We start from the raw sequence: 22,527 nt of genomic DNA on the forward strand, positions 1-22,527 counted from the left end.
TGAGGACCTGGCTCTCGCCGAGCAGATCGACCTCCTCGCCGCAGGGAATGGCGCTGCGAGTGACTGCGCCGCAGATCTGGAGAATTTCCCGGCCAAATTTGCCGAATCTCCGTCTGTCTGGATCAGCAGGGCCTACGACGCGGACATGCCGCTCGAGTATTTCGTCCACTCAGCGATCTGCCTGCATGGTTTCGATCAGCGCGAGGCGATTACCGTGCGGGTCCGGGCGGGCAGCGTGACAGCGAGCACGACTGTCGTGCCCATTGCTGGTGAGCCGAACGTCGAACAGTATCTGGGTCCCCGAACCTTGTTCGATGGTCACGAGTTGCCGGTCTATCCCGTCGGGGTCGACCTCTTGATGAGTCAGATGTGGATGTTGGCGACGACTTCAGCGGCGAGGGAACAGTTTGCGCGTGGGGAGAAGCTCTCGCTGACCGCTGTGCAGGCAGGCAAACGGGCGCAGGCCGAGCAAGAGGTTGCGACACCAACGGTGCCTGAGCGGGTCGGCATCGATGGACTCCCCGAGGGGCGAACACGCCTTCTCATTATGGGGTTCAAGGTGGGGCAACAAGTGCCTGTCGGTTTGTACCGAGCAAACGAGGACGAGTCGGCTCAGCTCGTCGTACGTCTCGGATCGGTGCGGATGACCGCCGCACGAGCAGCCGAGTTTGAGGTTGACTCTGATGTCCTCGATGGTCGCATGACAGGCGAGTACTGCGTGACTGTTCCACTGGAAGAACAATTCAACTGTCCAAGACTTCAGTGAGTCCTCGGCCTGCGGCAGGCCCGTGGGTCCGTCGGGTGGAACGTTCCACCGCGACCCGAGCTGCTCCGGCTTGGTCGGGCCGGCTGACAACTAAAGCCATAGTCGAGGTCGGCGCGCTGAGTCTGCTGTGCTGCGTGTCGACGGCATCGATATGTTGGGGTAAATGTCGGTTGTCGAGGGGGTCCTGATGGGTTTTTCGGTGAAGCTTGCGCCGGGGGTTCGGGTTCGTGCGTCGAGTCGGGGTGTTCGTACGAGCTTCGGGCCTCGTGTCGCCCGAGTGCATGTCGGCGGTGGTCGGACTGGCTTTTCCACCGGCGTAGGCCCCATTGGCTACTACACCAGCGCCGGAGGCGGGCGATCGCGTTCCCGCTCGACGAGTACCGGGTCGGTGAACCGACAGTTGGCAGCCGCCGCCCGTCAGCAGGCCGCTGCCGACAAGGCCGCGGAAGCAAGGGCGCTCGCGGATGCGCTCATTGCGATCACCGAGATTCACCGCCAAGAGTTCCCGCCAGCAACTCGCCCGCTGGCACCCGAGGCACCTCCGGTGAACGTCGTCGAGATCCAACGACGTCATCGCAAGTCGGCGAAGACCGCGACCAGTCTGTTCGCCCGCCGCGCCCGCAAGAGCGCCCTCGCGCAATCTGCCCTCGATGCTCGGCAAGAGGTCGCTGCCGCCGAAGCTGACGGCGCCCGACTCCGAGCTGCTCATCAATCCGAGCTCGACGCATGGTGGAGTTCACTGGAGAAGTGCGATTCGGACACAGTGCTTGGAGCGCTGACCGATGCGTTCGAAGACAACGAGGCAGCGGCCGCGGCGGTCGGACTCGATGGTACTGAGGTGTCCCTGCTTGTCGTCGTGCCGTCGGTTTCGGCCATACCTGAGCGCAAGCCGACGACGACACAGGCCGGGAATCTCAGCTTGAAGAAGTTGACCAAGACCGAGATCGCAGACTTCTACAAGATGCTGGTGTGCGGGCATCTGCTCGTGACCCTCCGCGAAGCGTTCGCCGTCGCGCCAGGTCTGTCGAGCGCTCGCATCGTCGCCCTACGCGCATCAGACCCCGACGCGTACGGCAAGCGCCGGCCAGAAGTACTGATGACCGGTCGGTGCCGACGTGACGCGCTCGACGAGGTGCGATGGTCCGAAGCCAACTCGGCGCGCATCTTCAATGACTGCCTGACGGAGCGTTTGGCCGTACAGAAGGGTGCCACCAGTGCGCTTCAGCCTGTGCCGATCGGGGATGAACCCCAACTTGAAGCGCTGCTTGCCGCGGTGGACATCGACGAGATGCTCGAATAGCTCGGCAGCGGTCGACTGCTGTTCGAGGTGCGATGCACGCGTCGGTTGGCTAGATGACGTATCTGATGGAGCGGGCGAAGCCTCGGACATCAGCGCTCTGCAACTGCCACTGTCATGCCGTTGGCGGTGGTTCCGGCTTCATTCATCGGCCTCGATCCGCAGGGTTGACGATGGTGTCAGCGGTGGGCGAGGCGGTGGAGCTGGGGTGGGTCTGTTGGGTGGAGGTAACGGAAGCTCTGCGGAGGGTGGAAGGGAGCCGACCTGCGGAGGGCTTGGAGGGTGTGTGGGCGGCTGAGTTCCTTGACGTCGTCGAGTCGGAGGAGGTGGGCCTGGTCGGTGCCGGTGAGGTACGTGGTGAACTCGGACCAGGACAGGGAGAGAGTGGTTCGGTAGCGGCGCCATGCCGTGTGGGGGCTTAGGGCGACGACGTCGACGAGTCTTGCTGTTCCAACGACTGCCATGGTGGGGGCGCTGGCATAGAGGACCACCAGCGTGCCATGTGGTGCTTTGATCGGCCGTCGGCGAAGCTCGACCGTTTTGGTGCCGTTGAGGATTGCTTCTGCGAACCGTGGGCGCAGCGAGAGCAACAAGGAGCGATCGCTCATCGGGCCATTCCTTCGTGGTAGATCGCAGCGAACAAGTCGGACACTATACGTTTCGGGCTCTGTGGTGGTGCACCTGACAGTCCGAGTGCCTCCGCCAGTTTGCGATATCGAGGAAGTGAGATGTCGCGCCCGAAGATTTCTGTGTTCGTGAAGCGCAGGGCCTGGACCTGTCCGTGCGTGGCTGCTTCGGTGACAGTGGCGAGATTCCATACCCCGAGATGCTGGAATCGGCTGTGCAGCTCGTCTGGCGGACCGATGTGGACGGCGTCGAGCTGCGAGCAGGCGACGATGGCCGCTGACTGCGCTACCGAGTTGCCGCCTTGACTGATGTACCACAAGATCCGGGCCGGGCTCTCGAGCTTCTGCTTGCCGGGCCTTCTGTAGTAGACGTGCTCTCGGCTCAGCCCTAGGTCGTCGTCTCTCCGCCAAAGGCCGACGGGGATTCCGAGGAGCTCTGAGGAGAACGCCTGCCGGATCGGTACGAGGTAGGTGGTCAGTTCGGCGTCGGTGACCTTGGCCGGCCACCAGAATTGTTCGAGCTCGGCGGCCGAGGTCGCGATCATCGAGGGCCGGAGAGATCGTGGCCGCGCAAGGCCCGCGGCGTGGGCTGCTCTCACTACCGCGTGCTCGATGCTCGCTGCGTCGCCGATCGCATCGATGACGAACGCGGCCAGGAACTCCTCGTGTGCGAGGAAGCCGTCCTCGATCGCGGCGTTGCGCACGCTCGTCTGAAGGTGTGTCGAGTTGAGGAGTAGGACGTTCGCAGCCCGCTCCCGCGCGATGAGGCGAAGGTCGAAGAGCAGCTGCCGGGTCAGTGTCTCGCGGATGTGGCCGTCCGTGAGGCGCAAAGTCTCGACCTCAAGGACGGCCCCCTTCTGCCGGAGGCCGTAGTAGGCGACCAAGTCGTTGCGCGGACCGAAGACGACGGTTCGTTCACCACCTTCGACCGCGAGGCGTCGCGCCGCAGTGATCAGGTTCTTCGGCCGCTCTCCTGCGGTGGTGTTGGCGAGGGACGAGACGACTTGATCTTCGCCGCTTGCGAGCAGACGCCGGGAGTAGCGGGAGTTCTGCAGGTCGATCGGTCGATAGGCCTCGGCCCGCTCGAGCTCGTCGATCCGCACGACGACATCGGCAGGTCGGAGTACCCGCATGCCTTGCCGTTCTGCTGCTGGGCCGAGAGCTTTCGACAGGTTGGAGTCCATGGTCACGAATACGTTCAGGCCGCCGGCGAGTGCGGTCGACACGTGTTGGAGGTCGAACTCGTCTTGCCGAGTCTCTGGGTACTTCGGGAATCTGGTGACCGCGTCGGCCAGGAGTTGTGCGCTGATCTCCAGCGCACGGTCAGGGTCGCGAGGGGCGCGAGCGAGTGATTGCACTTTACGGAGGCACTGACCGCGGAGCGGACCGTTGAGCATCTCGATCTCAGCGTCCAGGCCGGGTGTCCGGAAGAGTTGGAGGCGATCTTCCAGATGGTCGGCCAGGAGCGACAGCGACTCCTCGTGCCCAGGCCGGCCGGTCTCGATCCAGTTGCGGAGGATGTTCATGTCGATGGCTGCCCTGACGAGTACCGAGCCGGTGTCACCGGTGTACAGGTCTGAGTGGCCGTAGTCCAGCCACCAGTCGGTGAGGTCTGCCCTGTCCTTTCCTCGTCCTGGACGCTCGCCTTGCTGTTCGAAACCGAGCCGGAGCCACATCGGAGCCAGGTCGTAGTCACGGCGGCAACGTGCCCGGACACCGAGGTAGTCGGCGTGCCTCTCACGGATTCCGTCCATCAGGCTTCGCGCAACTCCTTGCCCCCGAGCGCCTGGGGCAACGCAGAGATGCGTCAGCCGGATCCGCCGTCGGACCAGGCCGTACAGGGCATAGCCCACCACGACACCGTTGGCCCTCGCCACGAGCAGTGTGCGGTTGTCCGCGGCCGCGTCGTAGGCGGCGTACGGGAGGTGCCCCAGGGTCGGACGGGCCACATTTCCAAGTTCGATGACCTCGTCCATCAAACCCCGGTCCGAGACGTCGAGCGGCTCGACAACCAGCTCCCAGCCCACCTGTGGCCCCTCCGCCATGCCCCGAGGCTACGCTCCGTAGGCGGGCGACGCCTGGCCTGCTGCGTGTCGATCAACCGACTAAACGCGCCGATGGCAAGGCAGAGCTAGACGTCCACGAGCACCACGTCGCCTATCGCGAGGCAACGTTGATCGGCTCACCGGGCGGCTCGAGCCTGCGCGATACTGCGTAGGCCGATGCAGGTAGGAGGCGGAGGCCGGTGTGTAGGGTCAGCAGTTCCTGGAGTGCGTACTTCGCGGAGCGGGAGAAGTCGAAACCGTGCGCGCTGAGGGCCACGTCGGCTGAGCAAACGCCTGGGCTCAGCCCGATGAGCAGGCCGCCTTGGACGGTCAGCAGGAGAGCTTCGAGCGTGAAGCGCAGTGTGAGATCGAAGGTGATCGTGGCTGGAGGCCACCGGTCGACGGTGATGTCCACCTCTGGGTGATGGATCGACGAGATCTCGTGTTCGGCCAACGTGACGTACTCGGGCGGCCCGTTGCCCGCGAGGGTGGCGCTCGCGGCCTCTTTGAGGTCACGATGCGTCCGCCAGGCCCACAGGATCGGATCACCCAGGTCGCGATCGAAGGTCGCTGCGAGTGCGCGGGTCACCGGAGCCGGCACCAGTCGGCCGACCGGACCGAGGTGCGGCACCGATTCGAGCACCCTGCTGCTGGTGATCAGGTGGTTCAGCTCGGCGGAGGTGTCCGGGGTGGTCTGGTTGAAGTGCGAGGCGATGGTGACTCGGTGGCTACTGGTGTTCATCGGTCTTCTCCTGCAGGTATTGGCGCCCTCGATCAAGGCGAGCGTTGATGCGAATTCGGTGCGCCGAGCCGGATTCCTGGATCCGCGGAGTCCCCGGAGTCAGCCGCCCGGTCGCATGAACCTGAGGCACCGGATCGGGGCGCGGTTTCGGTTGGCGCCGGTGCTGGAGGCGGCCTGCCGCCCCGACGGCCAGGATGGCCGTCCCGAGCAGCAGCGGCACCAACCACGGAGGCCAGCTCGACTCGCCGGCGGCGAGGTCGACCGTGACTGTCGTTCCTGTCGGGACGAGTTCCCCGGCGCGCGGCTGCTGGCTGATGACATGACGTTCACGGCCCGAAGCATCCTTTCGAGCGATCAGATCGAAGATCAGCTCGGCGCCCTCGACTGCGCCACGGGCCTCGGCCTCGCTGCGGTCGAGCAGTTCAGGGACCGGCACCAGCTTCGGCTTGGGTGCGCGGGTGACGTCGACGGTGACGATGGTGCCGACGTCGACCTCGGTGCCTGCCCGCGGCCGCTGATTCAGCACGATCCCAGGGGCGTTCCCCGGACGCACGACTCGCGATTGGAACTTCAGCCGAGCCACCCCGACCGCCTGCCGTGCAGTGGACTCGAGACTGCCGACGACATCTGGCACAACCGTGTGGACCACGGCGGGCGGTGTGGGAGGAGTCGTCGGGACGATGGTGGTCGGCGGGGGTGGCGGTGGCGGTGCAGGCACCCGGCGGATGTCGGCGGTCACGGTGGTGGCGCGTTCGACCAGCTCGCCTGGTTGCGGTTGCTGGCTGACGACGTGCCCAGGGCGCTTGCCGTCCTTGAGGATCCGTTGCACGTAGACGAGCCCGGCCTCTTTGACCATGGTCGCGGCCTCGGTCTCGGTGCTGTTGATCAGATCTGGCACTGGCACAAGCACCGGTTGGACCGGCTCTTGGAGGATCAACGTGACTGCTCGTCCGAACACCACGTAGGCGCCGGCGCCGGGTCGCTGCAACCGGACTGTCCAGTCGGCAGCTCCGTCGGACGGCGACGTTCGTACGACGAGGCCGAGTTGCGTCGCGCTGTCCCCGGCGACACGCACGGTCTTCCCGATGAGGTCGGGCATCACCACGCCGAGCGAGAGGGCAACGAGCGATATTCCGCCGTCGGGATCGTTCTCGGTACGTGTCTGCTGCGCGGCAACGACAACGGCCCGCTCATCGACGCTGCTGGGCTTGGAGTTCGTCAGCGTGCAGTTGTAGCCCTCGGCGCCGAGGCTCTTTGCTGCCTCCTCCACCGACTGGCCACGAACGTCGGGAGCAGGCCCCGACGGCGACAGCGCCCAGCCGCCGGTGCAGGCCTCCTCCGAAACGGCTGCGGCGGTGTTTCCACCCGCCACCAGCATCGCGATCGAAATGCCTGCCACGGCGATCAAGTACTTGATGCGATAAATACTCACACCTCTCTGACCGAGCCGTCGCCGCGGCTGATACCCGGCGTCGGGTGTCGCCGCAATCCCGTAGCACGGCCCGTGCATCCGCACACCTGGTCGTTGACCTCGGCGCTCGGGCCCCTCGTGCGTGGCGCTGCGGTATAGATCGCTCGTGCACTTGGTGGACGCGTCGGCGCACTGGCGAGGTGGTGGTGTGCAGTTGCAGAGGAGTTACGGGCGTGGGCGTTGTTTGATCTGGGCTGCGAGGAGGTCGACCACCTCGGCGATACGCGCCGCGCGGAGGTCCGGGCGGCGGGTGGTTGCGTTGATCCAGCGGAGATAGGCCTTGCGATAGAACTGGGCCAGGGTGTCGAAGAAGGCGGCCGCAGCTGGGTTGGCTTCCAGTGCGGCGGCGATGTCGTCGGCGAGGTCTTGGCGTTGTGGGCCTTCGGGGGCCAGTTCGACCGTCACCTCGGCGCCGATGGCTACGCCGGTGTCTCGCAGCCACATGGGGGTGATGGTCAGCGCCCATCCCGCCCCGGTCGACGACAGTCTTCCGCGGACCCGCCTGCCGTCGATCGTGCCGCCGACGGGATGGTCGGCCTTGGCGCCCCACGTCTCATCCGGATCGAACGGCACGACGATGATCGCCCGGTCACCCGGACCGGCGGCAACGACGGCATGAAAGTCCTGTCGACTCACGTCCCTGAGCTTCGCATCGTTGCGGCGGCCGCGGAAGCCCGCCACCGCGTGCGGCTGAGCGGTCGAGGACCGCTCAGCCGTAGCGCGATCGGTGTCGGGCCCTAGCCGGCGCTGGTGCTTCCGATCAGCTCGGAGGTCCGGTACTCGTCCGGCGTGGTGCCTGCCCGGACCAGGACGATGTTCTCGCCCTTGTGGGTCTTGAACTCCAACAGGCCATTCTCCGGGGCGACGAGTGTCTCGGCCTTTCGCCCCTCGCGGTACAGCACCACATCGGAATTCCACGGGTTTCTGAGGCGAGCGCGTTCGCCGAGTTGCGACTCGATCTCGACGTACTGGATGTCGCCCGCCACCATCGACGACGACACCAGGAAACCGTCCTTGGCCAGCAGTTTGTACTTCGCGTCCCACGCCGTCGGCCATGCCGGGAACACGCGGATCACCGGATCGCCGACAGGTGTCGGGCTCAGGCTTTGGCTCAGTGCCTCCTGCAGCGCTGCGGCAAAGGTGCCGTAGCCTTCGGCCGAGTAGTAGTCGAGCTGGTTGAAGAGCAGGTTCGGGAAGACGCCGTAGGTGCTGAACACGCCGTACTGCGTGTTCAGGATCTGCACCATGTCATCCGCTCGCCCGAGCTTGGCGGCGTCCACATGGAAGCGGCTGGAGCCGTTCCTGTCGATGACCTGGCCCTTCACCTGGTTCAGATAGCCCGGTGAGTGGAGATAGGTGTTGAGCGCGATCTCCCAATCGCCGTTGTCGAGACCCTGGTCCCGCGTCTCCAGGTTCAGTACGTCGTACTTCTCGAGCATCTTGAAGATCGGGCTCTCGGTGCCGTGCAGATCCCTGATGAGATACGCCGGCCGCAGACCCTGCGCCCAGGCGGGCTGATCCGTCGCCAACTGCGATGCCAGCGACGGATTCGTACTCGCGGCCCACAGGGCGTCGGGGTCCGACCGCAGCGGGTACGCGGCGAGATTGTCGCGGATGTCCTTCCACTGTGGGCGATTCGCCTGGTCGACCCCGAGCAGTTCGGAGGCCTTGACCACTGCCGCGAAGACGCCCCTGGCCATGGACAGATCGTCGATGACGTCCTTGCCGGCCCAGATGTGCTCGTGCAGGTTCGTGTTGTAGAAGTGATACTTGCCGTCGCTCTCCTTCCGGAGACCGTCGTAGGACCGGTACAGCTCGGCGGCGCCCTTGATGAAGGGATAGGCGACGTCCCGAAGCCAATGGACATCCTTGGTGTAGCAGTAGACCTGCCAGTAGTACTCGGCGGTCTCCTGGGTGGCCATCATCGTATGCGTGACGTAGCTCGCCTGGCTGTTGCCGCCGAAGACGTTCCAGTTCCACGGCGACAGGAACCTGTTCCTCCGCATGGTGATGTCGGTGAATTCCTGGGTGCGGGTGCTGGTCTTGAACGTGTAGTACTGCTGCATCGAGGCCGCGATGTCGGCCGGCAGGGTTTCCCAGCCCAGGATGCCGTCGGTCTCGCCGATGAAGATGCCCTCACTGCCCCACATCTGCTGCGCTGCAACCTTGTACTGCTCGAAACCGGACTGCCGCATCGTGAACAGCGGTTCCAGCAGATCCAGGTGATTGGCAGACAGCAGGGGCTGATACAGGCAGTCCTGGTTCCAGTTCCAGAAGAAGCTGCCCCAGTCCCGCCGGTCCTCTTCTCCGATCCAGATACCGCCGTTGTATTTGCTGGGATACGAGCCACGGTTCGAGATCGCGGCCAGGTACATGTAGTAGTTGCGGCGCTGCTCGAAATTGAACTGCGTGGGGAAGTAGACGTACGACCGGTGCCAGAAGTCGCGCCACCAGGCCTGGCCGCGGGCGTAGATCCGGGCGTGGTCGGGAGCCTTCGTCGCGTTCGTAACAGCTGCGGCCGCAGCCTTACGAACTGCCTTCCGCGTATCGGCGTTTCCGCCGAGGACGACCGTGAAGATTCCCTGGCGCGCGGGCAGATTCATCCGCAGCGTCGTCCGGCTGCCGATCGTGCTGCTGACGATGTCCGAGATCTCCCGACCCCGCACTGTCGCCGCTACAGCTGTGTTGACGTAGTGATCGTTGACCTTGATGCCAGTGTCAGCGGGTTCCTGAACGAGCTGCTCCAGCACGATGGTTTCGTTCCGGGATCCCGGGTGTCCTTTGCCGGCCAAGGTAGTCAGGGTGGACATCGCGCTGTGGGCGCCCCAGATCTGGTTGGCATCCCGCACCATGGCCAGATCGACAGTGATCGGTTGGGGTGTGGCCCGGCTGTCGGTGACCTGGATCGAGATGACATCTGAGTCCACGTCGGCAATCACGTCTGCGCTCACGCCGACGCCGCCGATACTCAGTTTGCCGTCGTACAACGACAGCTGCTGTTGCGTTGTGGCGTCGAAGACGGTCCCAGTTCCGAAGCCGATGTGGATCCGCCCGAGGGCGCCGCCACCGGAGTTCTGATGGTCCTTCGACGCCGCCGAGGCATCGTTGAACATGAACATGTCGGTGTGGTTCAGCTGCATCACCAGGGTGCTGCCGTTGCTCTGCCAGACAGGACCGCCGAACCGTCCGTTGGCCACGGACATGCCCTGGGTCCCGGTGGTGATTCTCCCCGTGTAGGTGAGGTCGGACCGACCGATCAGCTGGCCGTAGTCCGGGTCGAAGAGCGGTGCCTTCTTGTCGTTCGGGAGAGCCGGGGCCGGACCCGCTGGGGAGGCCATCGCGGACAGCGGCCCAGTCGCTGCCGCCGACAACCCGATACTGAGGGTTCCGCCGACGAACCGACGCCGCGAGAACCCACTTGCTGACGAGGTGTCTTCTGCTGCCATGTCGTGATCCTCCGTACCGAGAAGTTGTCCGTGATGGCACCGCAGGCCTTCCACTTGAGGTGGAAGGCCTGCGGGTTGGGTCGGGAGTTAGTCGGTGAAGGTGAGTGAGTCGAACTGGTTGATGGCGGACTGGTTCACGTCGTGCGAGGTGGAGAAGATCCCGCCGTCCTGGGTCGGCGTGGCCGAGGCCAGGGTGACCGGGGTGCCGATGGCGGTGTAGTTGCGGCCGTCGTAGGAGTACGACGCGCTGTACGACGTGCCGGACCGGGTCAGCTTGACCCAGATCGGGCGGTAGATGTCGACGCTCGCGCGGACCTCGGTGTCCAGGTAGCCGTCGGCGTTGGCGTCGTACTCGAAGACGACACCGTTGCGGGCGGTGACAGCGACGACCGCGTAGCCAGGTGACGAGCCGGGCTTGGTGATGTCGTTGCGGATCATGACGCCGGACTTGGCGTTGGTGTTGGCGTCGTTGACCGCCACGACCCGGGCGGAGACGGCCGTGTTCGCCTGGACCGCGCCGGGGCGGTAGATCGCGGCGAACTGGTCGTCGTGCTGACCGCCTCCGCCCCACACGTCGGCACCCGCGGCCGCGATCCCGAAGGTACCGCCGTGCTGACCGGTGTAGGAGCTGACGGGAGAGGTGTTCGCGACGGCGAATCCAGGCGCGACGGGAGCCGCGGTCGGGCAGCCGCTGAAGCCGAACTCGTTGGCGTTGAGTGACGTGCGGTACTGCGGTGCGACACCCGCCGCACAGATCACGTCGCGTGCCCCCGCCGGCCAGTTGGCGCCGCTGATCTTGATGTTGTTGATCAGCTGGTTGTTGTGCGCGGCAGCGTTCGGGGTGGATGCGCCGCCGGAGTTGTACCAGTTGTTCTGGATCAGGTTGTCACTGGTGTTGTTGCGGAGGCTGGAGGCGTTCGTGAACAGGAACGAGCCGCCCTGGACGACGTTGTTCTGGTACGTCATCGACCGCGAGCCCTCGTCGAGGTAAAGCCCGACACCCGAGATGTTGAACAGGTAGTTGTTGCTGACCACCGCTCCCGGGTTCGCCGAGAGGTTGTAGACGGACCCGCCGTCGGCGAAGCGTGCCTTCGTGTTGTGCACGAGGTTGCCTTCGACCTGGGTGTCCTTGAGCGTGGTCGGTGTCGTGTACTTGGTGTTCCAGTTGTAGTAGCCGCGGTCGACGTAGTCGTTCGACCCGCCGGCGTCGTTGATGCCCCAGCCGTAGCCGGTGTCGATCCCGTCGTACGGGACGTTGGAGACCTCGTTGTGGAGGATGCGGGCGCCGGTCACGTAGGTGCTGAGGATGCCGCTGTTGTCCTTGTAGTCCACGCCGACCCGGTTGATCGTGTTGTTCTCGATCAGTACGTCGCTGTTGGTCATCCGCGGGTCGCTCGGGTGGTGAGCGTCGGGCAGTACGCCGCCGACCGCGACGCCGTGGCCGCTGTTCTCGACGAACTGGTTGCCGACGACATCAATATCGCTCGCGCCCAGGCCGACTCCGGTCGCGGTCGCGTTCGCGTCGTTGCCGATGCCCAGCGCCGACTGGCCGAGGTTCGTGAAGGTGTTTCCGGTGAAGGAGACCCGTGAAGCAGCCGAGACCTGCACGGCGGCCGGTTCCTGGTACCACGAGGTGCGTGCCCGCTCGAACATCTCACAGCCGCGCGAGCAGCTGGTGAACGCATCGGCCGGCCGGTAGTCGTAGGCGCCCTTGATGAACAGCCCGTTCTGCTGGTCGGCGTACCCGTCGGTCGACGGGCCGAGCCAGGACGTTCCGGAGAACTGGATGCCCTCGAAGGCGAGCCCGGTGACCGGGTTGTCGTAGGTCCCGCCGATGCTGATCAGCGACTGCAGCCTGGGCAGCTCGACGTCCAGCTGGTTCGGGTCCACGCCGTCGGCGGGCTTGTAGTAGAGCTTGCCGCCGGTCGGGTCGATGTACCACTGACCGACCTGGGTGAGGAAGCTCAGCGAGTTGTCGAGGTACCAGCTCGGCCCCGCCAGGAAGGATCGCTGGACAGTGTCCCAGCCCCAGGTGTTGTTGTCCCAGGCCGGCTGCGCCATCGTGATCTCGGTCGGGCTGATGCTCTGCACCGGCGAGTACCGGTTGGTGAAGTCGCCGAGTGACTCGAACTCGATCCGGCCCTGGTCGGGAAGCGTGGCGAGATAGCTCAGTGCGGGGTTCTTGATGGTCAGACCGGTCGCGGTCGGAGTGACGTCGGAGTTGGCGAGACGGAGCGCGGCGCGCGGAGCGATCACGCCGTTCACGTACAGCTGGCGGCTGTCGAGGCCGCTGGGAGTGCTGGCTTCCCAGATCCCCGGGCCTGCGGCGGACTTGGTCCAGCCGGTGACCGCGGAGGCGCCGGTGATGACGGGGTGGGCGCCGGGGGCGGCAGTCCAGTGGACGGTATTGTCGCCGCCGCTGTCGTCGGCGTCGAACCGGAGCGGCGCGGTCAGGCGGTAGTTGCCATCGGCAAGTTGTACCGTTACGTCGCCGTGCTTCACGGACTTACGGAGCGTCTTCTGCGCCCGCTCCAACGTGCAGGGCTTCGCCTGGCTGCAGTTCCCGGCGTCCTTGCCGTCCGGCGCAACGTAGTACGTCGTCGCGGGGGCGGCCTGCGCACCCAGCGGGGTGAGCGCCGAGGCGATGACGGCGCCGGCGCCGAGCAGCGCCAGCAGGGCCGGTCGGCGCCCCCTGGGCACGGTCATCGAGCGTCGCGATTCAGACCTCAATGTCATGTTGGATCGCTTCCTGTTCTAGGGGGCGTCGATACCCCCGGAACAGAGTTAGCATACGTATGATGTTTGCGACAAGAGGTCGCTCGGCTATTGGTTTCGGGCCGGATCCGGAGCTAGGCCGGTCGAGTGCAGTTCGTCCCACAAGGAGTCGGGGATGTCCTGCCGGTACCGGTTCGCGGTACTCCGGACATGCTCCGCGGTGCGCATGCCGGTGACGACCGAGACGACGGCGGGGTGGCGCAACGGATACTGGATCGCCGCCGCGGGAAGGCTTACGCCGTGGCGATCGCAGATCTCGGCGACGCGTGACGCCCTGTCGATGACGGCCTGCGGCGCTCGCCCATAATCGTAGTACGCCGTGCTGTCGACGGTCGCGGTGCTGAGCAGGCCGGAGTTGTAGACCGCCGCCGCGACCACGCCGACACCGCGCTCGTGGGCGATGGGCAGCAGTTCGTCAAGAGCCGAATGGTCGAGCAATGTGAGCCGCCCGGCAACCATTACGACGTCGACATCCGTACGCCGGACGAACTCCGCCAGCATCGCCGCCTGGTTCATGCCGGCGCCGATCGCACCGACGACACCCTGCTCCCGAAGCTCAACCAGGGCAGCGATTCCGCTCGTTGCGGCCGTCTCCCAATGGTCGTCCGGATCGTGCAGATAGGCGATGTCGAGCCGGTCCGTCCCGAGGCGTACAAGCGACTGCTCGACGGAACGAAGGATTCCGTCGCGACTGAAGTCCCAGACCCGCTTCGTGGTTGCGGGTACGACGAACCCGTCGTCGTCGAGCCGATCCGCCGTCTCCGGACTGGCGACCAGCAGGCGCCCCACCTTCGACGAGACGAGGACGCCGGCAGCGCCGTCCAGCGCCTGGCCGAGCCGACGCTCGGACAGACCCAGACCGTAATGCGGAGCCGTGTCGAAGTAGCGGATGCCCTCCTCGAGCGCGGCCGTGACGGCGCCCGTCGCCTGCTGGTCGGTGGTTTCCTCGAACAGGTTGCCGAACTGGGCGGCGCCGAGGCCGAGCTCGGTGAGCTGGTGACCGGTGCGTAGCGGCCTGGTGACGATCGGACATCTGGACATATTTTCAGCATACGTATTATGTTTGCCGCGTTCTGAATCGAGGAGGGAAACAGCGATGTTCGCGGTCAACTACGTGGGGAGCCGGACGATGGCGCTCGAGGAGCGCGAGCCGGCCGACCTCCGCGCGGGAGAGGTCCGGATCGCCGTCGCGTACGTCGGTCTGTGCGGCACCGACCTGCACGTGTTCCACGGCGACATGGACGCTCGCGTCAGCATGCCGGCGACCATCGGGCACGAGATGTCGGGCACGGTCGCGGCGCTCGGACCCGGCGTCGAGGGGTGGTCGATCGGTGACCCGGTGACCGTCATGCCGCTCGTCTGGGACGGGACGTGTCCGGCCTGCCGGGCGGGGAACCAGCACATCTGCCAGCACCTGGACTTCATCGGTATCGACAGCCCTGGTGCCTTGCAGCAGTTTTGGAACGTCCCGGCGTCAACGCTGGTGAGGCTGCCGTCCGGGGTGTCGCTGCGAGACGCCGCCCTCGTCGAACCGGTCGCCGTCGCGGTTCACGACGTACGGCGGTCGGAGCTCGCGGCCGGCGACAAGGCAGTCGTCATCGGCGCCGGCCCGATCGGTGTGCTGATCGCTACCGTCGCGGCCGCGCTCGGTGCCGAGGTTGTGGTCGCGGAGATCGATCCGGCACGCCGGACCGCTGCCGCCGAGCTCGGACTCAGGACGATCGACCCCTCGTCGGTCGATCAGGCCGCATGGGTGGAGGAGTGGACCGGCGGTGCCGGCGCCGACGTGGTGTTCGAAGTGTCTGGCGCTGCCGCTGCCGTTCGGGCCGCCACCGATCTGGTCAAGGTACGCGGAACCCTTGTCGTCGTGGCGATCCACCCGCAACCGCAGCCGCTCGATCTCCATCGGGTGTTCTGGCGAGAGCTGAGGATCCTCGGTGCGCGGGTGTACCAGCGGGCTGACTTCGAGCGCGCCGCGGAACTTGTTGCCGACGGCACCATTCCGGTGGCGAAGCTCGTGACAGGCGTCGTACCGCTGGCTGAGGTGGAGTCGGCCTTCGGGGTGCTTGAGGCAGGACAGGCGATGAAGCTGCTGGTGGAGCTGAACGCCTCATGAATCCCTTCGACCTGACCGGGCGGCTCGCTGTCGTGACGGGCGCGAAGCGCGGGATCGGCTTTGCTGTCGCGGAGGCGCTCGCCGCCGCCGGCGCCGACATCATCGGTGTGTCAGCCACGCTGGACCCTGCCTCGTCCGCGATCGGCGACCGCGTGCGCGAGCTCGGCCGCGACTTCTCCGGGCACCGGGTGGACTTCGCCGACCGCGACCAGGTGACCGACTTCGCCGAAGCGCTTGACGGCCGTCAGGTGGACATCCTGGTCAACAACGCCGGGACCATCCGCCGCGCGCCCGCGGCCGAGCATCCCCTCGACTGGTTCGATGAGGTGCTCGAGGTAGATCTCACCAGTGCGTTCGTGCTCAGCCAGATTCTCGGGCGGCGGATGCTGCAGGCGGAGTACGGCCGGATCGTCTTCACCGCCTCGCTGCTCTCGTTCCAGGGCGGGATCAACGTGCCGGGCTACGCGGCCGCCAAGTCCGGCGCGCTAGGCCTGGTTCGAGCGCTGTCCAACGAATGGGCAGGGCGCGGCGTGACGGTGAACGGTATCGCTCCCGGCTACATCGCGACCGACAACACCCAAGCTTTGCGGGATGACCCGGACCGTGCGCGGGCCATCCTCGAACGGATCCCGGCAGGTCGCTGGGGTACGGCGGAAGACATCGCCGGCGCGGCCGTGTATCTGGCGTCGGACGCCGCCCGGTACGTCACCGGCACCGTCCTTCCGGTCGACGGAGGCTGGCTCGCGCGCTGACCCGCCGACCCGTGGTAAAACATCATACGTATGCCCTATCATCTGGCATCACCGATCCAACCCGACTCGTCAACGGAGTCGACAAGACAAGGACAGCTCATGGTCGGAATCCACACTGGGGTTCAGCTCCGCCGCCGGCCGGCGGTGACCGTCGCCGGGATCTGCGCGGCCGCCACCGCGTTCCTGGCCCTCGCCGGGTGCGGTGGCGGTAACACCACGGCGAGCGGGTCGAACGGCTTCCCCGAAGCCAAGCAGGACACCTCGTCGACCATCACGGTCTGGGTGGACGCGGACCGGCAGGCCGCCGCGAAGGCGTTCCAGCAGGCCAACCCGGACACCAAGATCCAGGTTGTCTCGTACGACGGATCGGCCAACGGGTCGAACTCGTTCCGTACCAAGATGCAGCTCTTCGACCGGGCCGGCAGCGGCTGGCCGGACGTCGTGTTCTCCAGCCAGAACAACGACGCCGCGTGGGCGAGCCAGAAGAGCGGCGGCAAGCAGGCCTTCGCGGCCGTGCTGAACAAGGGCCTGGTGCCGAACGACACGCTCTCGAAGTTCACGGAGGGTTCGCTGAACCCGTGCACCGTGGACGGGCAGGTGTACTGCCTCCGCAACGACCTCGCGCAGGCCGTGCTCTGGTACAACAAGAAGCTGATGGACCAGTTCGGGTACGCCGTTCCCACCACGTGGGAGGAGTACCAGGCGCTGGGCGAGAAGGTGGCGAAGCAGCACCCCGGCTACATCATCGGCACCGCCGGGGACGCGTGGACGCCGGAGGTCTTCCTCTGGGCCAGCAAGTGCCAGGCGAACGGCATCACCGGGCCCAAGGCGGTCACCGTCAACACCGACTCGACCGAATGCAAGCGGGCCGCGTCCATGCTGGACACGCTCCGCGGCAACGCAACCGTCCCGGTCGTCAGCGTCTTCACCCCGGAGTTCGTGAAGAAGTACTCCGGCAAGGTGCTGATGATGCCCGGTCCGGCCTGGTACGCCGGCGCGATCTTCAACAACCCGCAGTCGCTGAACGTACCTGCCGGCCAGCTCGGCATCGCCGCGCCGCTGCCGTGGAAGGGCGACGACAAGCCGGCCACCGGCAACGTGGGTGGCGGGACATGGTTCGTCTCCAGCCACTCGAAGAACCTCGCGGCGGCGGAGAAGTTCGTCCAGTTCGTCACCACCGCGGACGACTACCAGGTGAAGGTCGCACCGGGTTACCCCGCCTACGCGCCGGCCGCTGAGAAGTGGGTCGCCAAGCAGGAGTCCAGCAAGTACTTCGCGACCTCGCTCGAGCCGATCGTCACCGCCGCCTCGCAGGTGTGGGACGGCTGGGGTTACGGCATCTTCAGCCAGGAAGCGATCTGGGCGAAGACGATGACCACCGCGGTAACCGGCGGCAAGTCGATCGTGGAACTGCTGCCGACCTGGCAGCAGGCGATCGAGAACCAGGCCAAGGTCGACGGGTACTCGGTGAACTGACATGACCATCGCTCCTCCGAGCGACCAGCTGACCGCCGGCGCTTCCGAGCGCCGGCGGCCGGCCCGGCGGAACGGCCGGTCGGCCGGCCGCACGCGGATCGGCTACGTCTTCGTCTCGCTCTACGCACTGCTGGCCCTGGCCTTCGGCGTCGTTCCCGCGCTGTACGCCGTGGTGCTGGCCTTCACCAACGGCGATGGCGGATTCGCCGGCATCGGCAACTTCACGAAGGTCCTCGGCGACTTCCGGTTCTGGCCGGCCGTGCTGCACGTGACCGTCTACCTGGTGATCTGGCTGATCGCGTTGGTCGTCTTCGTCGTGGGGCTTGCCCTGCTCGTACACGCCGTACGGGTCCGCTGGGTGAGTACGGCGCTGCGGTTCGTCTACTACCTGCCCGGCGCGCTGGCCGGGGCGTCCAGTGTGCTGCTCTGGCTCTTCGTCCTCGACCCGACCGCCAGCCCGGTCAGCGGCTTGCTCAAGGCCTTCGGGTTCGACAGCTTCGTCGCGGTCATCCAGCCCGGGCATCTGCCCGCGATCTTCGCGATCATCGCGTTCTGGACCGGGGCCGGCGGATGGATCGTGATCATGTACGGCGCGCTGAACAACATCAGCACCGAGGTGATCGAGGCGGCCCGGGTCGACGGCGCGAACGCCGTACAGACCGCGCTCTATATCCAGCTGCCGATGCTCCGCAAGTGGATCGCGTACATGGGCGTGATGTCGTTGGCGGCGGGCACGCAACTGTTCGTCGAGCCGCAACTGCTCAGTCAGGCCAGCAACGCGGTGGTCCCGAACGACTACTCGCTGAACCAGCTCGCCTACCAGTACGCGTTCCAGCAGAACGACTTCAACGGCGCGGCGGCGATCTCGCTGCTCCTGCTGGTGGTCGCGCTCCTGTTGTCGTGGGTGTTCGTGACCCGCGGCGGCCTGTTCGAGAAGGAATGAGTATGTCGGCACTCTCGAGTGAGTCCCGCCGCGCGAACCTCCGCGGGTGGAGCACGCGATCCGTCGCGGGAATCGTGATGGCTCTGTTCGTCCTGTTCTTCGTGATCCCGATCGTGTGGCTGCTGCTCGCGGTGACCAAGTCCGCCAAGGCCCTGATCGTCTCGAACCCGTTCTCGGCCGGGTCGTGGAGCGACCTCGTCGCCAACTGGCACCAGTTGTTCGGCTTCCAGGACGGCGCGGTCACCACCTGGATCGGCAACTCGGCCGTCTACGCGCTCGGCGCCCTCGTGATCACGCTCGTCGTCGGCGTACCCGCCGGATACGCGCTGGCGCTCACGGAGTTCAAGGGACGCCGGGCGCTCCTCGTGCTGACGCTGGTCGTGATGCTGATCCCCAGCACCGCGCTGGTACTGCCGATCTTCCTCGAGCTGAACAGCATCGGCCTGATCGGGAGTCCACTGTCGGTGATCCTGCCGATGTCGTTCTTCCCGTTCGGCGTCTACCTGACCTACATCTACTTCTCGACGAGCATCCCGCGCGACCTGCTGGCGGCTGCCCGCATCGACGGCTGCACGGAGTTCCAGGTCTTCTCGCGGATCGCGCTGCCGCTGGCCGCGCCGATCGTCGCGTTGGTCGCCTTCTTCAGCTTCGTGCAGAACTGGAACAACTTCTTCCTGCCGTTCGTGATGCTGCCCTCCAGCGACGGCTACCCGGTCCAGGTCGGGCTCACCTCGCTGCTGGCTGCCACCCCCGCGTTCAACCCCAGCTCGGCAGGATCCGACTCCGTGCAGCTGCCCACGCTGGCGCTGGCGACGATCGTCTCGATCCTGCCCGTGCTGTTCGTGTTCCTCTTCTCCCAGCGGTTCCTCGTTGCGGGGATGACCGCGGGAGGCACCAAGGAATGACCGCCCTGAAGGAGAACCACCTATGAAGATCACCGGTTACCGCAGTCTGAGCACAGTTCACGACTGGGGGAGAGTCACCGGCGACGTCAACGGCGTACAGAGCGGGGACACCACCCCGGTCCCCGTGCTGATCATCGAGACCGACGCCGGTATCGAAGGAGTGGCTGTAGGTCCGCACGACGATGTCGCGCGCGTCTTCCCCGCTGTCGAGGGAGAGGACCCGCGGTCGGTGATCGCGCTGTACGACCGGATGCTCGACTGGGTCTTCAAGACCGGTCACTCCGGTCCCGTGTTCGGCACCATCGGGGCGATCGACATGGCGTTGTGGGACCTCAAGGCCAAGGCGGCCGGGGAGCCGCTGTGGCGACTCCTCGGCGCGCGCGAACGGTTCGTTCCCGGCTACGCGTCCGGGCTGGAGTACGGGCTGACCGACGAGGAGCTCGGTGAGCTCTACGGCCGGTTCGCGGACCGCGGTTTCAAGGCGGGCAAGCTCAAGGGCGGCCGTGACCTCGACCGGGATCTGCCGCGACTGGAGATCGCCCGCGAGGTGCTCAGCCGCAACTCCCGCCGGCCCGCGCTGATGTTCGACGCGAACGAGTCGTGGAACCAGGCCCAGGCAGCCCGGTACGTCGCCGCCATCGAGGAGCGGATCGACCTTACCTGGGTGGAAGAGCCGCTCCGCCGATGGGACGCTGCCGGTATGGCTGCGCTCCGCGGCAAGGTCCGCGCAGCGATCGCCAGCGGCGAGAACCTGACCGGACTCGAGCAGTACCGCCCGTTGCTGGACGCCGGGGCGCTCGACGTCGTCCAGGTAGGCAACGTCTGGGGGATCACCCATTTCCTCCGGGTGGCGACATTGGCCCACGGCCACGACCTGCCGGTGAGCCCCGTTGCCTACAACGCGAATCCGATCGCGCACGCGGCCGCCGCCGTACCGAACCTGTTGACCTACGAGGTCCAGGACCTGCACTTCCCGGTCGGCCTGGACGTCGACCAGGAGTTCGACGACGGCGGGATCATCCTGGGCGACCGTCCGGGGATCGGCATCGTGGTCGACGAGTCGAAGCTGTCACCGCTCGGCTCCGCGCCGACTCTTCCTGCTTCGACCGGACCCCACGTGCGGCCGATGCGCGCTGCTCTGCGGCTGGTGGCCGAGCCGGACGTGATCGACGTACCCGCGGTGCCGCTGAGGCCGGTCTCGTGACCCGCGCACCGGAGCGCCGGGCGTTGGTCGTCGGCGTACGTCCCGAGAAACGCGAGGAGTACCTGGCACTGCACCGCGAGGTCTGGCCGGGTGTCGAGCAGAAGCTTGCCGAGTGCAACATTCGCAACTACAGCATCTTCGTCGTCGGCGACATCCTGTTCGCGTACTACGAGTACGTCGGCGAGGACCACGACGCGGATATGCAGCGGATCGCGGACGACCCGTTGTCGCAGGAGTGGTGGACGCACACCGATCCGTGCCAGGTGCGGATCGCCGAGGAGCGGATCCCGGGCGCCTTGTGGCAGCCGATCGAGGAAGTGTGGCACCTCGGATGAGCGTGCGGATCGATGCGCACGTCCATCTGTGGGATCGGGCGCTGGACCCGCAGGACTGGATCGACCCGGAGACGATGGCGCCGATCGCCCGTGACTTCGGATCGTCGGACCTGAAGGCCATGCTCGCCTCGACGGGGCTGGATCGTGCGGTCGTCGTTCAGTCGAGCAACAGCGTGGCGGAGAGCGTCCGGCTCGCTCACCTGGATCCGTCCGTGGTCGCAGGTCTGGTCGGCTGGGTCGACCTCACGACGGACGTCGGAGCGCAGCTCGACCTGATCCGTCGGGACGCGACCGTTCCGCTGGTGGGGGTGCGGCATCTTGCACACATCGACCCCGATCCAGATTGGCTCGTGCGGGAGGACGTCGCGCTCGGCCTCGGCGTGCTGGATCGAGAGGGTCTTTGTTTCGACTTCGTCGTCCGCGACTGGCAGCTGCCGCAGGCGGCGGTCGTGAGTGGCCGGCACGAGGGAATGTCCTTTGTGCTCGACCATCTGGGCGGCCCGCCGGTGCCCGGAGCGGACACGCGCGCCTGGGCCGCCGGGCTGCGGGAGCTCGCTCGCCGTCCGAACGTCGCCGCCAAGGTCTCGGGCCTCGTGTCCGGTTTGACTCCGGGGTCCTGGCGCGCCGAGGATCTCGCCGACCGGGTGCGGATCGCCCTCGAGGCGTTCGGACCGGAACGCCTTCTCTACGGTTCCGACTGGCCGCTGGTGGAGCTCGGCGGAGGCGCGGTGGCGTGGAAAGCAGCAGTGGACAGCCTGCTGGGCGAGCTGTCCGCGGCGGAGCGTGCGCGCGTGTTCGGCAGCAACGCTGCCGACCTCTACTGCTGCCGCTGACCTCGTTTGCGACTGCGTGGGCGGGGAGCGTGGTCGGACAGCCGGCGACGCTCCCAGGACCCGTGGATGTGATCGTGCATCGCCTTCTCGGCGCCGGCGCGGTCGTTGCGCGCGATGGCCTTGACGATCGCCTCGTGCTCCTTGAGGGTGACCGCCACGGCGTCCGGCGGGTTGATGCCCTGGTACCGGCTGGACTCGACGGCTCGTTTGTAGATGTGCTTGGCGATGTTCTCGGCGAGCTGGTTGCCGGAGATCTCCATCACGGCGTAGTGGAAGATCACATCGGCCTGCCGGAAGGAGTCCGTCTCGGACTCGCTCTCCCGCATGGCGGTCAGCGCGTTCTCCAGCCGCCGGAGCTCGTCGGCGTTGTGGGACCCGGCCACCGCCCCGGCCATCGCCGACTCGAGGCTCGCACGTACGACGGTCAGCTCGTCGAGGACGCCGAGGCTCTCGTCGTTGTCGATCAGGGCCGACAGCACCACCGGGTCGAGCATGTTCCAGTACCCCGGCGCCCGCACCTGGGTGCCGCGACCCTGCGAGACCGTGACCAGGCCCTTCTCCTCGAGCCGCTTCACCGACTCACGCAGTACCGTCCGGCTCACGCCGAAATGTTCGCTCAGCGGTGCCTCCGGAGGCAGCAGATCGCCTTCCTGGAACCGTCCCGTGACGATGAGGTCGACGAGCTCCGCGACCACCGAAACCCCGAGCCGCCCCGCCGGCAGCCGTCGCGGAATCAAGTGCACCGAAGGAACCGGGTCTTTCGCCATACGTGTGATCTTACGGCGCGCAGGCGCC

General features: G+C 66.4%; 19 protein-coding genes. 10 read left to right on the forward strand and 9 right to left on the reverse strand.

Annotated features, from left to right (window positions below; all coding sequences use genetic code 11):
• The first annotated feature begins 145 nt into the window (after nucleotides 1–145).
• Both EV645_RS18695 and EV645_RS18700 read left to right on the forward strand, forming a co-directional pair.
• Nucleotides 146–766: a hypothetical protein gene (locus EV645_RS18695; RefSeq protein ID WP_130445161.1), complete on the forward strand. Its 621-nt coding sequence runs from the start codon at nucleotides 146–148 to the stop codon at nucleotides 764–766.
• Nucleotides 767–1,154: 388 nt separating this feature from the next.
• Nucleotides 1,155–2,066 (forward strand): hypothetical protein, encoded by a 912-nt coding sequence (locus tag EV645_RS18700; protein WP_130445162.1) that lies wholly within the window; start codon nucleotides 1,155–1,157, stop codon nucleotides 2,064–2,066.
• A gap of 176 nt (nucleotides 2,067–2,242) precedes the next feature.
• On the opposite strand, the gene EV645_RS18705 is transcribed toward EV645_RS18700, so the two are convergent.
• The 8 genes from EV645_RS18705 to EV645_RS18740 all read right to left on the reverse strand — a co-directional run bounded on the left by EV645_RS18705 (nucleotide 2,243) and on the right by EV645_RS18740 (nucleotide 14,209).
• Nucleotides 2,243–2,671 carry an ASCH domain-containing protein gene (locus tag EV645_RS18705; RefSeq protein WP_130445163.1) on the reverse strand — a complete coding sequence of 143 codons (429 nt, stop codon included), beginning with the start codon at nucleotides 2,669–2,671 and terminating at the stop codon, nucleotides 2,243–2,245.
• Complete coding sequence (locus tag EV645_RS18710) at nucleotides 2,668–4,734, reverse strand: GNAT family N-acetyltransferase (RefSeq protein ID WP_130445164.1); 2,067 nt, start codon at nucleotides 4,732–4,734, stop codon at nucleotides 2,668–2,670. The genes EV645_RS18705 and EV645_RS18710 overlap by 4 nt, the downstream gene beginning before the upstream one ends.
• Before the next feature lie 112 nt (nucleotides 4,735–4,846).
• Nucleotides 4,847–5,476 carry a hypothetical protein gene (locus tag EV645_RS18715; protein ID WP_130445165.1) on the reverse strand — a complete coding sequence of 210 codons (630 nt, stop codon included), beginning with the start codon at nucleotides 5,474–5,476 and terminating at the stop codon, nucleotides 4,847–4,849.
• Nucleotides 5,463–6,908 (reverse strand): PASTA domain-containing protein, encoded by a 1,446-nt coding sequence (locus tag EV645_RS18720; protein WP_198681689.1) that lies wholly within the window; start codon nucleotides 6,906–6,908, stop codon nucleotides 5,463–5,465. The genes EV645_RS18715 and EV645_RS18720 overlap by 14 nt, the downstream gene beginning before the upstream one ends.
• Nucleotides 6,909–7,112: 204 nt before the next feature.
• Nucleotides 7,113–7,583: a YdeI/OmpD-associated family protein gene (locus EV645_RS42785; protein WP_130445167.1), complete on the reverse strand. Its 471-nt coding sequence runs from the start codon at nucleotides 7,581–7,583 to the stop codon at nucleotides 7,113–7,115.
• A gap of 101 nt (nucleotides 7,584–7,684) precedes the next feature.
• Nucleotides 7,685–10,393 (reverse strand): glycosyl hydrolase family 95 catalytic domain-containing protein, encoded by a 2,709-nt coding sequence (locus EV645_RS42790; RefSeq protein ID WP_130445168.1) that lies wholly within the window; start codon nucleotides 10,391–10,393, stop codon nucleotides 7,685–7,687.
• Between the two features lie 87 nt (nucleotides 10,394–10,480).
• On the reverse strand, nucleotides 10,481–13,099 hold the full coding sequence (locus EV645_RS18735; RefSeq protein ID WP_198681691.1) for a right-handed parallel beta-helix repeat-containing protein: 2,619 nt from the start codon (nucleotides 13,097–13,099) through the stop codon (nucleotides 10,481–10,483).
• Nucleotides 13,100–13,216: 117 nt separating this feature from the next.
• Complete coding sequence (locus EV645_RS18740) at nucleotides 13,217–14,209, reverse strand: aldo/keto reductase (RefSeq protein ID WP_130445169.1); 993 nt, start codon at nucleotides 14,207–14,209, stop codon at nucleotides 13,217–13,219.
• Between the two features lie 55 nt (nucleotides 14,210–14,264).
• Between EV645_RS18740 and EV645_RS18745 the strand changes: the two genes are divergently transcribed.
• From EV645_RS18745 to EV645_RS18780, 8 genes are all read left to right on the forward strand, one after another.
• Entirely contained in the window at nucleotides 14,265–15,284 is a 1,020-nt protein-coding gene (locus EV645_RS18745) for a zinc-dependent alcohol dehydrogenase (protein WP_130445170.1), read from the forward strand.
• Entirely contained in the window at nucleotides 15,281–16,036 is a 756-nt protein-coding gene (locus EV645_RS18750; RefSeq protein WP_130445171.1) for an SDR family oxidoreductase, read from the forward strand. The genes EV645_RS18745 and EV645_RS18750 overlap by 4 nt, the downstream gene beginning before the upstream one ends.
• Nucleotides 16,037–16,135: 99 nt before the next feature.
• On the forward strand, nucleotides 16,136–17,512 hold the full coding sequence (locus tag EV645_RS18755) for an ABC transporter substrate-binding protein (RefSeq protein ID WP_130445172.1): 1,377 nt from the start codon (nucleotides 16,136–16,138) through the stop codon (nucleotides 17,510–17,512).
• Nucleotide 17,513: 1 nt separating this feature from the next.
• The gene (locus tag EV645_RS18760; protein ID WP_130445173.1) at nucleotides 17,514–18,455 is read left to right on the forward strand and encodes a carbohydrate ABC transporter permease; all 942 of its coding nucleotides are present in this window, start codon (nucleotides 17,514–17,516) and stop codon (nucleotides 18,453–18,455) included.
• A 2-nt stretch (nucleotides 18,456–18,457) separates the two neighbouring features.
• Nucleotides 18,458–19,360, forward strand: coding sequence for a carbohydrate ABC transporter permease (locus EV645_RS18765; RefSeq protein WP_198681692.1), 903 nt, complete (start codon nucleotides 18,458–18,460; stop codon nucleotides 19,358–19,360).
• A 22-nt stretch (nucleotides 19,361–19,382) separates the two neighbouring features.
• Nucleotides 19,383–20,564, forward strand: coding sequence for a mandelate racemase/muconate lactonizing enzyme family protein (locus EV645_RS18770; RefSeq protein WP_130445175.1), 1,182 nt, complete (start codon nucleotides 19,383–19,385; stop codon nucleotides 20,562–20,564).
• Nucleotides 20,561–20,899, forward strand: a complete 339-nt coding sequence (locus EV645_RS18775) for an L-rhamnose mutarotase (protein WP_130445176.1) — start codon at nucleotides 20,561–20,563, stop codon at nucleotides 20,897–20,899. Before EV645_RS18770 ends, EV645_RS18775 begins: the two co-directional genes overlap by 4 nt.
• Complete coding sequence (locus tag EV645_RS18780; protein WP_198681693.1) at nucleotides 20,896–21,732, forward strand: amidohydrolase family protein; 837 nt, start codon at nucleotides 20,896–20,898, stop codon at nucleotides 21,730–21,732. The genes EV645_RS18775 and EV645_RS18780 overlap by 4 nt, the downstream gene beginning before the upstream one ends.
• Here EV645_RS18780 and EV645_RS18785 read toward each other — a convergent pair.
• Nucleotides 21,717–22,499 (reverse strand): FadR/GntR family transcriptional regulator, encoded by a 783-nt coding sequence (locus EV645_RS18785; RefSeq protein ID WP_130445178.1) that lies wholly within the window; start codon nucleotides 22,497–22,499, stop codon nucleotides 21,717–21,719. The genes EV645_RS18780 and EV645_RS18785 overlap by 16 nt on opposite strands.
• Between the last annotated feature and the right edge of the window lie 28 nt (nucleotides 22,500–22,527).

Origin of the sequence: Kribbella rubisoli, from assembly GCF_004217145.1 — a bacterium.
Taxonomy (GTDB): domain Bacteria; phylum Actinomycetota; class Actinomycetes; order Propionibacteriales; family Kribbellaceae; genus Kribbella; species Kribbella rubisoli.